The organism is Nonomuraea sp. NPDC050680 (genome assembly GCF_040654555.1).
Lineage (GTDB): Bacteria > Actinomycetota > Actinomycetes > Streptosporangiales > Streptosporangiaceae > Nonomuraea.
On the sequence record NZ_JBFAIF010000004.1, the window covers coordinates 329854 to 343172 of the forward strand.

General features: G+C 72.1%; 16 protein-coding genes. 12 read left to right on the top strand and 4 right to left on the bottom strand.

The window, feature by feature from the left end; genetic code table 11:
* Positions 1–10 precede the first annotated feature (10 nt).
* A complete protein-coding gene (locus tag AB0H88_RS17260) occupies positions 11–955 on the bottom strand; it encodes a GNAT family N-acetyltransferase (RefSeq protein WP_357645390.1) in 945 nt (314 codons plus the stop codon).
* A 142-nt stretch (positions 956–1097) separates the two neighbouring features.
* Here AB0H88_RS17260 and AB0H88_RS17265 point away from each other — a divergent pair, with 142 nt between their 5' ends.
* Together AB0H88_RS17265 and AB0H88_RS17270 are read left to right on the top strand one after the other, a co-directional pair.
* Positions 1098–2072: a hypothetical protein gene (locus AB0H88_RS17265; protein ID WP_357645392.1), complete on the top strand. Its 975-nt coding sequence runs from the start codon at positions 1098–1100 to the stop codon at positions 2070–2072.
* 11 nt (positions 2073–2083) lie between these two features.
* The gene (locus tag AB0H88_RS17270; protein WP_357645394.1) at positions 2084–2629 is read left to right on the top strand and encodes a hypothetical protein; all 546 of its coding nucleotides are present in this window, start codon (positions 2084–2086) and stop codon (positions 2627–2629) included.
* Positions 2630–2682: 53 nt separating this feature from the next.
* On the opposite strand, the gene AB0H88_RS17275 is transcribed toward AB0H88_RS17270, so the two are convergent.
* Entirely contained in the window at positions 2683–3477 is a 795-nt protein-coding gene (locus tag AB0H88_RS17275; protein WP_357645396.1) for a class I SAM-dependent methyltransferase, read from the bottom strand.
* 153 nt (positions 3478–3630) lie between these two features.
* On the opposite strand from AB0H88_RS17275, the gene def reads away from it, so the two are divergent.
* On the top strand, positions 3631–4152 hold the full coding sequence (gene def / locus AB0H88_RS17280; protein ID WP_357646392.1) for a peptide deformylase: 522 nt from the start codon (positions 3631–3633) through the stop codon (positions 4150–4152).
* Positions 4153–4288: 136 nt separating this feature from the next.
* Positions 4289–4651, top strand: a complete 363-nt coding sequence (locus tag AB0H88_RS17285) for an MmcQ/YjbR family DNA-binding protein (RefSeq protein WP_357645398.1) — start codon at positions 4289–4291, stop codon at positions 4649–4651.
* On the opposite strand, the gene AB0H88_RS17290 is transcribed toward AB0H88_RS17285, so the two are convergent.
* The gene (locus AB0H88_RS17290; protein ID WP_357645400.1) at positions 4620–5486 is read right to left on the bottom strand and encodes a hypothetical protein; all 867 of its coding nucleotides are present in this window, start codon (positions 5484–5486) and stop codon (positions 4620–4622) included. The genes AB0H88_RS17285 and AB0H88_RS17290 overlap by 32 nt on opposite strands.
* Before the next feature lie 71 nt (positions 5487–5557).
* Positions 5558–6358 (bottom strand): hypothetical protein, encoded by an 801-nt coding sequence (locus tag AB0H88_RS17295; protein ID WP_357645402.1) that lies wholly within the window; start codon positions 6356–6358, stop codon positions 5558–5560.
* Positions 6359–6554: 196 nt separating this feature from the next.
* Between AB0H88_RS17295 and AB0H88_RS17300 the strand changes: the two genes are divergently transcribed.
* From AB0H88_RS17300 to ptsP, 8 genes are all read left to right on the top strand, one after another.
* Positions 6555–7316, top strand: a complete 762-nt coding sequence (locus tag AB0H88_RS17300; protein ID WP_357645404.1) for a DeoR/GlpR family DNA-binding transcription regulator — start codon at positions 6555–6557, stop codon at positions 7314–7316.
* Between the two features lie 70 nt (positions 7317–7386).
* Entirely contained in the window at positions 7387–8337 is a 951-nt protein-coding gene (gene pfkB, locus AB0H88_RS17305) for a 1-phosphofructokinase (RefSeq protein WP_357645406.1), read from the top strand.
* Between the two features lie 46 nt (positions 8338–8383).
* Positions 8384–9586 (top strand): PTS mannitol transporter subunit IICB, encoded by a 1203-nt coding sequence (locus AB0H88_RS17310; protein WP_357645408.1) that lies wholly within the window; start codon positions 8384–8386, stop codon positions 9584–9586.
* Between the two features lie 3 nt (positions 9587–9589).
* Positions 9590–9898: a PTS lactose transporter subunit IIB gene (locus AB0H88_RS17315; protein WP_225292943.1), complete on the top strand. Its 309-nt coding sequence runs from the start codon at positions 9590–9592 to the stop codon at positions 9896–9898.
* Entirely contained in the window at positions 9891–10319 is a 429-nt protein-coding gene (locus AB0H88_RS17320; protein WP_357645410.1) for a PTS sugar transporter subunit IIA, read from the top strand. The genes AB0H88_RS17315 and AB0H88_RS17320 overlap by 8 nt, the downstream gene beginning before the upstream one ends.
* The gene (locus AB0H88_RS17325; protein WP_357645412.1) at positions 10316–11320 is read left to right on the top strand and encodes a zinc-dependent dehydrogenase; all 1005 of its coding nucleotides are present in this window, start codon (positions 10316–10318) and stop codon (positions 11318–11320) included. The genes AB0H88_RS17320 and AB0H88_RS17325 overlap by 4 nt, the downstream gene beginning before the upstream one ends.
* Before the next feature lie 11 nt (positions 11321–11331).
* Positions 11332–11613: an HPr family phosphocarrier protein gene (locus tag AB0H88_RS17330; protein ID WP_357645414.1), complete on the top strand. Its 282-nt coding sequence runs from the start codon at positions 11332–11334 to the stop codon at positions 11611–11613.
* Entirely contained in the window at positions 11606–13318 is a 1713-nt protein-coding gene (gene ptsP, locus AB0H88_RS17335) for a phosphoenolpyruvate--protein phosphotransferase (protein ID WP_357645416.1), read from the top strand. Before AB0H88_RS17330 ends, ptsP begins: the two co-directional genes overlap by 8 nt.
* The last annotated feature ends 1 nt before the right edge of the window (position 13319 follow it).

Genomic DNA, 13319 nt, shown 5'->3' on the forward strand with positions numbered 1-13319 from the left:
TGAACAGGGGTCAGGCGGGCCCCGCCGACAGGATGAGTCTGACGGCGAAGTTGCGGTAGCCGGACCGTTCGAAGGCCCTGGCCATCGGGACGTTCCCCGCGTCGGTGTCGGCGACGATCCGCTCGGCGCCGCGGCCGGCGTGCAGCCGGGTGATCTCGCCGAGCAGGTCGTCGGCGTAGCCGTGGCCGCGGTGCTCGGGCACCACGCCGAGGTAGCCGACCACGGGCCCGCCCGCGTTGGCCGACGGCAGCGCCACACCGGCGAGGTCCCCGTCCGGCGTGTACGCCAGGCGCCACCAGCCCCTGTCGCCCGGCATGCTCCGGTAACCCTCGACATCCTCACGGGCCTGCGCCTCGGGGGCGGTCGTGGCCAGGGCCTGCCGGGTGTGGTGGTCGAGCGTGCCGACGGCCACGCGCCTGAACGCCTCGACGAACACCTCGTCGTCGGCCTCCGCCCGGAACACCAGCCGGTCCGACACCTCCGGCACGGGCGTGCCGTGCGTCCAGGCGTACCTGAGCCGTTCGAGCTCGTCGGTCAGCCCGGCCAGGGCCCCGGCCCGCCACCGCCAGTCGATGGCGGCCGTGACCGCCGGGTCGTCCCGCCAGCCGCTCGCGACGAACACGTGGTAGGCGGGCGCGTCGCCGTACTTCTCGTGGGCGTGTCGCAGCAGTTCGGCGGCCAGTTCCACGCGGTCGGGCACCGACGGGTGGACCCAGAGGCAGTCGAGCGCGAGCGGGCGGTCGCCGTCGGGCAGGCCCCACCAGACGGCGCGGGCGAGGATGCGGCCGTCCTGTTCGGCGACCCAGATGCGGTCGTGGCGGTAATGGCCGGTCTCGAGGAAGGGGAGCAGCCGGTCGGGGTCGGCCCAGCTGATGGGCTCGTCGACGGCGCAGTCGAGCAGTCGGTCGAGGTCAGCCTCGACCGTGGAGCGGAAAAGCGTTGAGCGAGAAAGCACGATTCCTCCGGAAAGTTACAACAGCGGACGCGCGGAGCGCCCGGAAACCACGGACCATCTCAACGCCTCCCTTCTTCCGGACTTTTCGCGGTCAACGGGGACTTTATCGCAAATGTAAGGCGAGTTCCGACAGGATAAGGACGTGGGCTCCTACGACGACGACACGCTTCCGCTCCAGCCTCCCGTCCGGCTGCCGGCCGACGATGAGCTGGTGGCGGCCGTACGCGAGACTCCTCTGGCGACCGGCGACGCCGGCGCTTCCGCTGATCCGGCGCTCGCGCCGGATGCGGTCGAGGCCCTGCGTGACGGCTCCGACGACAAGGTGCTCCAGGTGTGGGCGGACGTCTGCCGCCGCACGCTGAGCACCGACGAGAGGCTGTTCATGGAGGTGGTACGCCTCTACCTGGGCCGTGGTCCGCTGACCGACGAGGTGCCCGCCGTCCTGACGGACCTGGGCCTGGTACGCCAGGCGCCGCCGCGCACCCTGACCCCGCTCGGCATCTGGGCGGCCGGGCTGGTGATCGGCGAGGCGACCGGGCAGGACATCCCGGTCATGGGCTCGCTGGCCGGCCGGGACGCCGGCGCGCTGCTGCACGGCCTGCGCTCCTACCCGGAGCCGGAGCGCGACGAGGAGCTCGCCGGCTGGCTGGCCGGCCGGGATCAGGGCGAGGCGGCGGCCGAGATCGCGGCCGTGCTCGGCGAGGTGAGCCCGCTGAGCCGGGCGGTCGGCGTGGAACTGCTCGCCACGGGGCTGGGCGAGGCGGGCATGGAGGCGCTCGACGGGCTGCTCGGCGCGCCGAGGCTGGGCGCCGTCGTGGCCGCCCGGCTGGGCCGCGAGGAACGGCCGCCGACGCCTGAGGAGATCGCGTGGGCGTTCGTGGACATGGCGGCGGCGCTGCTGGAGTTCGGCGGGGAGGCGGCCGAGGTCATCAAGTCGGTCTCCCATGGCATGGAGAAGGACGAGCAGGCGGGCACGATCGCCCTCCTGGCCCTCGGTGACCATCCCTGGACCGAACGGGTGCTGCAGGTGTTCATCGACCACCATCCGGACGAGCGGGTGGTGGCGGCGGCCCGCAAGGCGCTGCGCCGGCACGGCCTGATGGACGTCCGAGGGTAGAGTCACCCGAGATGACGAACCACACGATCAGCCCGCGGACCGGCGTTCTCGGCGCGTACTCCTGCGACTGCGAGGCGGACCTGCCCGACCTCATGTCCGCCGAGCTGCACGCCTCCGAGACCAACCAGTGCACCGCCTGTCTCGGCTCGGCGGAGCAGCCGGTGCTGCCCGGCCTGGCGCCCGGCATCCTGCCCGGCCTCTCGCGTGGCCTGATGCGCCCCTGTACGGCCTGCGCGGCCACGGGGCGCCGCAAGGAGCAGATCGTCTGGGAGCTGGCCCACGCCGAGGCCGAACAGGTGATCACCATGAGCCTGGTGCGGGGTGTGGTGGCGGAGTTCGGCGGGCCGTTCCACCTGTCGGAGGTCGCGGACGCGGTCAGATCGGGCCTCGGTCTCCCGACGGGCCGCCTGCCGGTGGGGCCACGGGTCCGCGACCTGCTGCTGCGGCTGCAGGCGGCGGGCGAGATCACCATGCTGTCGGCTCCCGACGAGCTGCTGGACGGCGCCGACGTAGTCCTCTATCGCGACCCGCAGTGGGCCCGCACCTCCGGCCTTTAGCGCCTGACTCGGCCGTCAGCGCTTGACGCGGCCGTCAGCGCTTGACGCGGCCGTCAGCGCTTGATGCGGCAGAGGATCTCGCCGTGTGTGATCGAGATCCAGCCGTCGTCGGCCGCGGCCCACTTCAGCCAGCCCTCGGAGATGCGCCGTAGGTCCTCCTGTGTGGCGGCGCCCGTGGCGAGTGCCTGTGTGGCCATGGCGGACCGCTTGATCCGGTCGGCCCACATCCCGCCCCACCAGGCCCGGTCCTCCGGCGTGGCGAAGCACCAGGTGGACGAGGTGGCGGTGACGTCGTCGAAGCCCGCGGTCCTGGCCCACGACAGCAGGCGCCGCCCGGCGTCCGGCTCGCCGCCGTTGCTCCGCGCGATGCGCTGATAGAGCGCCAGCCACTCGTCGAGCTCCGGCAGCAGCGGGTACCAGGCGAAGGCGGCGTAGTCGCTGTCACGCGCCGCCACCAGCCCGCCGGGCTTCGTCACCCGCCGCATCTCCCGCAGCGCCCGTACGGGATCGCCGACGTGCTGCAGCACCTGGTGGGCGTGGACGACGCAGAACGTGGCGTCGGGATAGTCCAGCGCGTGCACGTCGGCGACGGCGAAGTCGACGTTGTCCGCGCCTCCCACTCCGGCCCTGGTCAGCTCCAGCGTCTCCGCGCTCACCTCGGACGCCGTCACGTGCGCCACCCGGCCGGCCAGGTCGGCCGTGATGGTGCCGGGCCCGGCGCCCACGTCCAGCAGCTTCATCTGGGGCTTGAGGTGGGGCAGCAGGTACGCGGCCGAGTTCTCGGCGGTGCGCCAGCGGTGGGAGCGCAGCACGGACTCGTGGTGGCCATGGGTGTAGACGGCGTCCATCGAAACTCCTTCGTCTCGCCTCTATTGGAGGACATTAGCCCCTATCTCATCATTCAAGAAGATACGTCTCACTATATGGTCCTGTCGTGATCATTACTCCGACGCTCGTAGACTTTGTCGCGACATGTTGGCATCCGGGAAAGGGCACTGGTCGTGGGAGAGGTCCGGCCGATCGTTCAGGTGGGAGACCCGGTGCTGCACGCGCCCTGTGAGCCGGTGACCCGGTTCGACGGGGCGCTGGCGGCGCTGGTGGAGGACATGTTCGCGAGCATGTACGCGGCCGAGGGCGTGGGCCTGGCCGCCAACCAGATCGGCGTGGCGTCGCGGGTGTTCGTGTACGACTGCCCCGACGAGAACGGCGACCGGCACAAGGGCGTCGTGGTCAATCCGACGCTGGAGCTGCCCGGCCTCGGCGAGCGGCACCTCGACGCGGGCGAGGAGGGCTGCCTGTCGGTCCTGGGCCAGTACGCCCCGCTCCCCCGCCCCGACCACGCCACCGTGCACGGCTTCGACGCCGAGGGCGCGCCGGTCACCGTCGAGGGCACCGGCATGCTGTCGCGCTGCCTGCAGCACGAGACGGACCACCTCGACGGCTATCTCTACATCGACCGCCTGCCGGCCAAGCGCCGTAAGCAGGTACTGGCGGCGTACGAGGAGTCCCGCGCCGTGGGGTAGCCACGGAAGGCGGACTGCCCACGGAAAGTGGACTGCCGCGGCTCAAGACGCTCACGGCGAAATGGGCAGAGGCGCACGGCCGGCCGGCGGACCCGGCGGAAAGTGGACTGGCGCGGAAATGGACTACGGTGGCGATGTGATCACGGTGGAGGACGTGCGGCGGCTGGCGAGCACGCTCCCACGCTCGTCGGAGCATCTCATCAGGGACCGGATCAAGTTCCGCGTCGGCTCGATCGTCTACGTGGCCTTCTCCCGCGACGAGACCCTCATGGGCTTCGGCTTCCCCAAGGAGGAGCGGGCCGCCCTGGTGGCGGCCGAGCCGGACAAGTTCCAGCTCCCGCGCGAATCCGACATGCGCTTCAACTGGGTCGTCGCGCGCATGGCCGCCATCGACGCCGACGAGATGCGGGAGCTGGTCGTCGAGGCGTGGCGGCTGACGGTCCCGAAGAAGGTCTACGCCGCCTACATCAGCTCAGCCGGTCAACACCCAGTGCGCTGATCAGCAGGCGCTCCTTACGGTTGCCGAGCAGGCGGGCCGTCCAGTCGACGAAGCCCCCGTCGCCCAGCTCCACACCGTCCGCGTAGATCTTGAAGCACAACCCCGTGTAGTAGCCCCGCCCGGACTGCCGGTCCGAGTCGTCCGTCGCGCCGACTCCGTCCGCCACCCGCTCGAAGCGCGGGTCGAGGACGGTGACGCGGACCTCCGGATCGGGGATGCCGCACGCCCGGACGGCGTCCGTCAGCAGACTCAGGTGCTCCGCCAGGTGACGGCGTTCGAACGCCAGGTTCCCCGTGTCCCGGTCGCCCGACACCAGCGCGAACAGGCCGAAGTGCGCGGACATCCCCGCGCCCGCGAAGTGCTGCGCCCGCGCCACGCGCTGGAAGGCGGCCAGCCGCACCGGATCGGTGGAGCGGCGCCGCCGGACGGCCGCCTCCAGCGCGAGGGCGTTCGTCGGGTCGGCCGCGACCTCGGTGTTCCTGATCGTGGTGATCACCTTGTTCTGGTCCACAGTGGCCGGCGCCGAGTGCGCCCCGAGCGGCGCGACCGGCGCCAGAGTGAGCAGCTCGAAATCGGCCGGTACGACCGACAGCACCGCGTCCTCGGCCCGGCGGATGCGCTCGAACGGCACCGTGGCCGGCCCCACGAACCGGTCGGTCGTGTAGCGGCGAAGCACGTCGGCCGGGGTCAGGCCGCGCGCCCGCACCCGCATGACTTCGAGCAGCAGCGTGGTGAGGTCGGCGCCGGACAGCCGCTCGGCCAGCACGTCGAGGATCTCGGGACCGCCCGCTTTCCTGAGCACCCGCTGCAGAGCCGTTGATTCGTCACCCATCATCCAATCATGATCGTAATCATGAGCTGGCGCGACTGGATTTCCCGGCACGGCCACTCAGTGACGCCTTCTCTTCAGGACAGGCTTCGGTAGAGGCTCCAGGTCAGCCCGGTGATGCGCCTGACCGAGGAGCTCCAGGTGCCGCCCGCGGGGTGGGCCGTGAGCACCGCCATGATGAACCGGTCGTCCTTGCCCAGCAGGCCGGTGGTGTGCAGCACCGGACGGCCGTAGTCGGGCACGCCGGACCCGGTGGCCCGTGACGCGACGCCGCTGATCGACAGGTCGGCCCCCGGCGCCCGCAGCGCGACCGGGTTCACCGAGGCGCCGGTCCCGCACTTGGTGGGCGCCACGTCGCCGAACCCCGACCAGCCCTGCTTGACCGCCCACGGCTTGGGCACCGCGCGCGGGATGCCGAAGTACTGGTCGAAGCCGTCGGTGCCGCACGGCGTGGAGTTGCGCAGGTGCCCCAGGATCGTGTCGCGCACCCCGGGCGCCGCCGTGTCGAGCAGGTAGCGGTACGTCCGCACGATGTCGTACGCGCTCAGCGACGTGTAGCCCCAGAACCCGGGCTTGGACGCGGGCGGCGGCGTGGTGTCGGACAGCCCGAGCCTGCGCGCCATCCGCTGGACGATCGCGCCCTTGCCGTCGCGGTTCCAGAACGTGGTGGCCGCGTGGTCGTCGCTGGAGCGCAGCATGACCTTGAGCAGCCGGGCGTCGGCGGCGGGGACGGTCTTGCGCTTCTCCAGGTAGTCGATCGCGATCAGGATCTTGACGACCGAGGCCGAGCGGAACTTGCGGTGCGCGTTGCGGGTGGCGACGAACTTGCCCGCCTTCCTGTCGAAGACCAGCCACGACGCCGTCGTACCGGCCGGCACCGTCGGAGGCTTGACGCCACCGGTGGACGCGGTTGCCGGGGGTCCGGCGACGCATGCCACCGCGAGAGGTAAGGCTGCCGCGACGGCGGCCCAGGGCTTGGTTCGCATCCGACATACCTACCAGAGTCTTGACCTTCCAACAGAGTCGGGTATAAACACAGATGAAACCACACTGAAACGGCGGTGAATCAACATCATGTACGCCGAGGAGCGGCAGCAGGAGATCCTTCGCAGGGCCCGTGCCGCGGGCCGTGTCGACGTGGTGTCGCTGGCCGGCGAGCTCGACGTGACCACCGAGACGATCCGCCGCGACCTGACCGCGCTGGAGCGGGCGGGCGTGCTGCGCAGGGTGCACGGCGGCGCGATTCCCGTGGAGCGGATGGGGTTCGAGCCCGCGCTCGCCACCCGCGACGAGGTGATGACCGCGGAGAAGGAGCGCATCGCCAAGGCCGCCCTGGCCGAGCTGCCGGAGGACGGCTCGGTCATCATCGACGCCGGCACCACCACCGGCCGCCTGGTGCAGATCCTGCCCGCCGACCGGGAGCTCACGGTCGTGGTCAACTCACCGCCGCTGGCCACCGCGCTGGCCGCCCGCGCCAACCTCAGCGTCATCGTGCTCGGCGGCCGGCTGCGCGGCCGGACGCTGGCCACCGTGGACGACTGGGCGCTGCGGCCGCTGTCGCAGTTGCACGTGGACGTGGCGTTCATGGCGACGAACGGCTGCTCGGTCGCCAAGGGCCTGACCACGCCGGATCCGGCGGAGGCGGCGATCAAGCGGGCGATGGTGTCGGCCGCGGAGCGCAGCGTGCTGCTGGCCGATCACACCAAGTTCACCAACACCTACCTCGCGAGCTTCGCCGAGCTGAGCGAGATCGACGTGGTGATCACCGACGCGGGCCTCGACCTGGCGCTGGCCGCCGACCTGTCCGCCGCGGGCCCGGAGGTGGTTCGGGCATGATCCGTCACTCAGACCTCGGCAGTGGTTCGGGCATGACCTCTTACGGAAACCTCGGCGGCGGGTGGCGGCCATGATCCTCACGCTGACGCTCAACCCCAGCCTGGACCGCACGATCGAGATCGGCTCGCTCGACCGGGGTGCCGTCATCCGGGCCGCCGCCGCCCGCCTGGACCCCGGTGGCAAGGGCGTGAACGTCTCGCGCGCGCTGCTCGCCAACGCGGTCGCCTCGCGCGCCGTGGTCCCGTTCGGCGGCGACGAGGGCAGGCAGCTCGTCCGCCTGCTCACCCTCGAAGGGCTCGACATGGTGACGGTCCCGGTGACCGGCACGACCCGCTCGAACGTCACCCTGGCCGAGCCCGACGGCACCATCACCAAGATCAACGAGCCCGGCACCGCTCTGTCCCCCGGTGAGCTGGACACGATCGCCGACACCGTACTGGCCGCCGCGCACGAGGCCGACTGGGTGGTGGCCTCGGGCAGCCTGCCGCCGGAGGTACCCGCCGACGTCTACGCCAGGCTCTGCCGCCGCTTCGCCGGCGCGGGCATCCACGTCGCCGTCGACACCAGCGGCCCGGCGCTGGCCAACGCGCTGGCCGCCGGCCCGGCCCTGGTCAAGCCGAACCTGGAGGAGCTCGCCGCCGCCACCGGCATGCCGATCCGCTGCCTCGGCGACGTGGTGGAGGCCGCGGGCAAGCTCCGGGCGGCGGGGGCGCGTACCGTCCTGGCCAGCCTCGCCGCCGACGGCGCGGTTCTCGTCGAGGACAGCGGCATCTGGTACGGCCACGCCACGGTGACGGAGCCGCGCAGCTCGGTCGGGGCCGGAGACGCCATGCTGGCGGGTTTCCTGGCCGGCGGCGCGCACGGCGAGCGAGCGCTGGTCGAGGCGCTGGCCTGGGGCGCGGCGGCGGTGTGCCTGCCGGGCAGCCGGATGCCCGGGCCGGGCGACATCCGCCGCGACGGCGTCCGCACCGGCCCGCCCCTCCTGACCCGTCCCCTGGAATCCCCCGCCGACCCCACCTGACTCGACATACCAGGAACCTGCTCATCCCCCCGAAGGAGCATGTCCAATGGCCGAAACCTACACACCCCAGGTCTATGGGACCGGGGCCAAGGCCACCATCCAGCGCATCGGCGGCCATCTGGCCGGCATGATCATGCCGAACATCGGCGCGTTCATCGCCTGGGGGCTGATCACCGCGCTGTTCATCCCCACCGGCTGGCTGCCGAACGCGGCGCTGGGCGCGATGGTCGACCCGATCATCAAGACGCTGCTGCCCATCCTCATCGCCTACACCGGCGGCCGGATGGTCCACGGGCAGCGCGGCGCGGTGGTGGGCGCGGTCGCGGTGATGGGGGTGATCGTGGGGTCGGACATCCCGATGTTCCTGGGCGCCATGATCATCGGCCCCCTCACCGCCCTGATCCTGAAATATGTGGACAAGTTCACGGAGGACCGGACCAAGTCCGGCTTCGAGATGCTCGTTGACAACTTCACCGCGGGCATCGTCGGCGCCCTCATGGCCATCGTGGGGATGTGGGCCATCGGGCCGGTCGTCCGCGTCGTGACCACGGCCGCGGGCAACGCGGTCGAGTGGCTCATCGTCAACAACCTGCTGCCCCTCGCCTCGGTCCTGATCGAGCCCGCCAAGGTCCTGTTCCTCAACAACGCCGTCAACCACGGCGTCCTCGGGCCGCTCGGCGTCGCCGAGTCCGTCAAGCACGGCAAGTCGATCCTGTTCATGCTGGAGTCGAACCCGGGCCCCGGGCTCGGCCTGCTCATCGCGTTCCTGCTGTTCGGCCCGCGCCCGCTGCGCCCGAGCACGCCCGCCGCGATGATCATCCACTTCTTCGGCGGGATCCACGAGATCTACTTCCCGTACGTCCTGATGAAGCCCCGCCTCATCCTCGGGGTCATCGCGGGCGGCGCGGCCGGCGTGTTCACCTTCATGATCACCGGCGCCGGGCTGGTGGCGACTCCTTCACCGGGCAGCATCTTCGCCTACCTGGCGGTGACCCCGAAGGGCGGCTGGCTGGGCGTGCTCGCCGGCATCCTCATCGCCACCGCCGTGTCGTTCGCGGTCTCCTCGCTCCTGCTCGGCTTCGGCCGCGGCGAGAAGGAGGAGCCGCCGGAGGACACCCCGCAGGCCGCCGCCGCCGACGCCGGTGTCCCCGAACCCGCCGCCGACCGCGTCGATGAGAGCGGCCGCGTCGGCGAGACCGGCGACAACGACCGCGAGACCCAGGCCCAGCCCGTCGCCAAGGAGGCGTGAACCATGGCCAGCATCGACAGCAAGGACATTCACAAGATCATCGTGGCCTGCGACGCGGGCATGGGCAGCAGCGTCATGCTCGCCAGCCAGCTGCGCAAGCAGCTCAAGGACACCGGCGTCACCGTGGAGCACACGCCGGTGAACGAGATCCCGGCCGACGCCGACGTGGTGGTCTGCCACTCCGGGCTGGCCGCCCGGGCCAGGGTCTCGGCGCCGGGCAAGGTACTGGTGCCCTTCCAGATCTTCCTCGGCGACCCGGCTGTGACCAAGCTGGTCGCCACTATCAAGAACGGTGGCACGGTCGATGCGTGAGGACCTGCTCGACCCACGCGCCGTACTCCTGCACGAGAGCGCGGCCGACCGGGACGAGGCGATCAGGCGGTGCGGGCGCGCCCTGGTGGACGTGGGCGCGGTCGCCGAGCCGTACATCGACGCCATGCTCGAACGCGAGCAGACGATCTCCACCTACGTCGGCGAGGGCGTGGCCATCCCGCACGGCACCGCGGCCGCCAAGGAGGTCGTCCGGCACGACGCGATCTGCGTCGTCCGCTTTCCGAACGGCGTCGACTGGGGCGGCGAGCCCGTCACCCTCTGCGTCGGCATCGCCGCGAAGAACGACGGGCATGTACAGCTGCTGGCGGCGCTCGCCGACATCCTGCTCGACCCCGAACGCGCCAGAGCACTCCGTGAGGCGACGGAGGTCGGCCAAGTGATGAAGGAGCTCAGATCGTGAAAGTCGCCCGATTCCATGCCCCCGGGGACATCCGGGTGGAGGACGCGCCGGAGCCGGTCGCCGGTCCCGGCGAGCTGAAGATCCGGGTACGCAACTGCTCGACCTGCGGCACCGACGCCAAGATCTTCAAGCACGGCCACCACCACATCCGCCCGCCCCGGGTGATGGGCCACGAGATCGCCGGCGAGGTGGTCGGCACGGGCGAACGCGTGCAGGTGATCGCGGCCATCCCGTGCGGCACCTGCGAGGAGTGCCGGCGCGGCCGCCTCACCGTCTGCCCGAACCAGGAGTCGATGGGGTACCACTACGACGGCGGTTTCGCCGAGTACATGGTGATCCCGGCGAAAGTACGGGCCGTGAACGGCGTCAACGTCATCCCGTCCGGCGTCGGGTTCGCCGAGGCGTCGGTGGCCGAGCCGCTCGCCTGCGTGCTGAACGGCCAGTCGCTGGCGCGGGTCGGCCCGGGCGACGACGTGGTCGTCATGGGCGCGGGCCCGATCGGCTGCCTGCACGTGCGGCTGGCCCGCGCGCGCGGCGCCGCGCGGGTGTTCCTGGTCGACGTGAACGCCGACCGGCTGGCGATGGCGGCGGAGCTGGTACGCCCCGACGCGGTCGCCGACACCGACGCGGTGGACCAGGTGCTCAAACTGACCGGTGGCCGCGGCGCCGACGTGGTGATCACGGCGGCGGCCTCCGGCGCGGCCCAGGAGCAGGCCCTGCGCATGGCGGCCAGGCAGGCCAGGATCAGCTTCTTCGGCGGTCTGCCCAAGGACGACCCGATCATCGCCCTGGACTCCAACCTGGTGCACTACCGCGAGCTGACCATCGTCGGCGCCAACGGCTCCAGCCCGGCGCACAACGCCGAGGCCCTCAAGCTGATCGCCGAAGGTCTGGTGCCGGTGGCGGACCTGATCACCCACCGGCTGCCGCTCTCCCAGGTGCTCGACGGGATCGACCTCGTCAGCCGGGGCGCGGCCATCAAGGTCACGATCGAGCCCTGAGGGGGGTTGTGATGGCACAACGTACGGTGACGGTGGCATCGGCGAGCGGCCTGCACGCGCGGCCCGCGAAGCTGTTCGTCCAGGAGGCGGTGCGGCTGGGGGTTCCGGTGCGGATCCGGGTGGGCGAGAAGTCGGTGCCCGCCAACAGCATGCTGGGCGTGCTGTCACTCGGCGCCACCCACGGCACCGAGGTGACGCTGGAGTCGGACGCGCCGGGCGCGGACGCCGCGCTGGACGCGCTGGTGGCGCTGCTCGCCCAGGACCTGGACGCGGAAGGGGCCCTCGATGGCTGACCCCGGCCGGTCGGCCACGCCGGGCGAGAGCCCACCAGGTGCCGAGCCGGCGGGTGCCGAGCCGGCGGGTGCGGAGTTGGCGGGGCTGGGGGTCAGTCAGGGGCGGGCCGCCGGGCCGGTGATACGCATGGCGCCGCCGCCCGTACTTCCCAGCCCGCGGCAGGTCGCCGACCTGGCCGCGGAGGCCGCCGCGGTGGGTAAGGCGCTGGAGTCGGTCACCGCCGACCTGCGGCAACGCGCGGCCAGCGCCGCACGGGGCGCGGGCGGTGGCGCGACCCCGGAGGGCGGCGAGGGGTCGGCTCCAGCCGGTGGCGGCGACGCGGCGGAGATTCTCGACGCGCTCGCCATGATCGCCGACGATCCGATGCTGCGCGAGGACGCCGAGGCCGCCGTCCGCGACGGCCTGGACGCGCCCCACGCCCTGGACGCCGCCTTCACCCACCACCGCGAGACGCTGGCCGCGCTGGGCGGCTACCTCGCCGAGCGGGCCGCCGACCTGGACGACCTCAAGCACCGCGCCATCGCCGCCTGCCTGGGCCTGCCGATGCCCGGCATCCCCGCCCCCGGCCACCCGTACATCCTGGTGGCCGAGGACCTCTCCCCCGCCGACACGGCGGGCCTGGGCACGGACGTGGTGGCACTGGTCACCGAGAAGGGCGGCCCGACCAGCCACACCGCGATCCTGGCGCGCGGCCGCGGCCTGCCCGCCGTGGTCGCCTGCGCGGGCATCACCGCCCTGACCGACGGCACGGTCATCTCGGTCGACGGCAAGACCGGCCGGATCGGCGTCGGCCTGACGGACGAGGCCGTGGCGGAGGTCCTCAGGAGCGACCGGGAAGAGCGCGAGCGCCTGGCGAACAGCAGCGGCCCCGGCCGGACGGCCGACGGCCACCCGGTCAAGCTGCTGCTCAACATCGGCTCGGCCGCCGACCTCCGGCCCGGCGCGGAGGGGGTCGGGCTGTTCAGGACCGAGTTCCTGTTCCTCGACCGCAAGCAGGAGCCGTCGTTCGAGGAGCAGGTGGCCGCCTACGCCGCGGTGTTCGCGCGGGCCGGGACGGTCGTGGTGCGCACGCTCGACGCGGGCACGGACAAGCCGCTGCCGTTCCTCGCTCTGCCGCCGGAGCCGAACCCGGCGCTCGGCATCCGCGGCCTGCGGGTGGACCGCGTGCTCCCGGCCGTACTGGACACGCAGCTCGACGCGATAGCGGAGGCGGCCCGCGCGACGGGCGCCGACGCCTGGGTGATGGCCCCGATGGTCACCACCCCGGCGGAGGCGGCCGGCTTCGCCCGCCGCGCCCGTGCCCGGGGCCTCACCAGGGTCGGCGCGATGGTCGAGGTGCCGGCCGCCGCCCTGCTGGCCGACCGCCTGCTGGCCGAGGTGGACTTCCTCAGCATCGGCACCAACGACCTCAGCCAGTACACCTTCGCGGCCGACCGCCAGCACCCGGGCCTGGCCGATCTCCTGGACCCCTGGCAGCCCGCGCTCCTGAAGCTCATCGCCGCCTGCGCGGACGCCGGCCGCGCCGCCGGCAAGCCGGTCGGTGTCTGCGGCGAGGCCGCCGGCGATCCCCGGCTCGCTCCGGTGCTGGTGGGATTGGGGGTGACGAGCCTGTCCATGGCGGCGGTGTGCGTGCCGTCCGTACGCGAGGAGTTGTCCCAGCACACCCTGGAGGAGTGCCGCAAGCTGGCGGCACTCGCCCTGTGAC

Bases quoted from the DNA above. Each gene is read 5' to 3' on its own strand.
- AB0H88_RS17270 (WP_357645394.1), top strand. From the start codon at position 2,084: ATGACGAACCACACGATCAGCCCGCGGACCGGCGTTCTCGGCGCGTAC.
- AB0H88_RS17275 (WP_357645396.1), bottom strand. From the start codon at position 3,477: ATGGACGCCGTCTACACCCATGGCCACCACGAGTCCGTGCTGCGCTCC.
- AB0H88_RS17290 (WP_357645400.1), bottom strand. From the start codon at position 5,486: ATGATGGGTGACGAATCAACGGCTCTGCAGCGGGTGCTCAGGAAAGCG.
- AB0H88_RS17300 (WP_357645404.1), top strand. From the start codon at position 6,555: ATGTACGCCGAGGAGCGGCAGCAGGAGATCCTTCGCAGGGCCCGTGCC.
- pfkB (WP_357645406.1), top strand. From the start codon at position 7,387: ATGATCCTCACGCTGACGCTCAACCCCAGCCTGGACCGCACGATCGAG.
- AB0H88_RS17310 (WP_357645408.1), top strand. From the start codon at position 8,384: ATGGCCGAAACCTACACACCCCAGGTCTATGGGACCGGGGCCAAGGCC.
- AB0H88_RS17315 (WP_225292943.1), top strand. From the start codon at position 9,590: ATGGCCAGCATCGACAGCAAGGACATTCACAAGATCATCGTGGCCTGC.
- AB0H88_RS17320 (WP_357645410.1), top strand. From the start codon at position 9,891: ATGCGTGAGGACCTGCTCGACCCACGCGCCGTACTCCTGCACGAGAGC.
- AB0H88_RS17330 (WP_357645414.1), top strand. From the start codon at position 11,332: ATGGCACAACGTACGGTGACGGTGGCATCGGCGAGCGGCCTGCACGCG.
- ptsP (WP_357645416.1), top strand. From the start codon at position 11,606: ATGGCTGACCCCGGCCGGTCGGCCACGCCGGGCGAGAGCCCACCAGGT.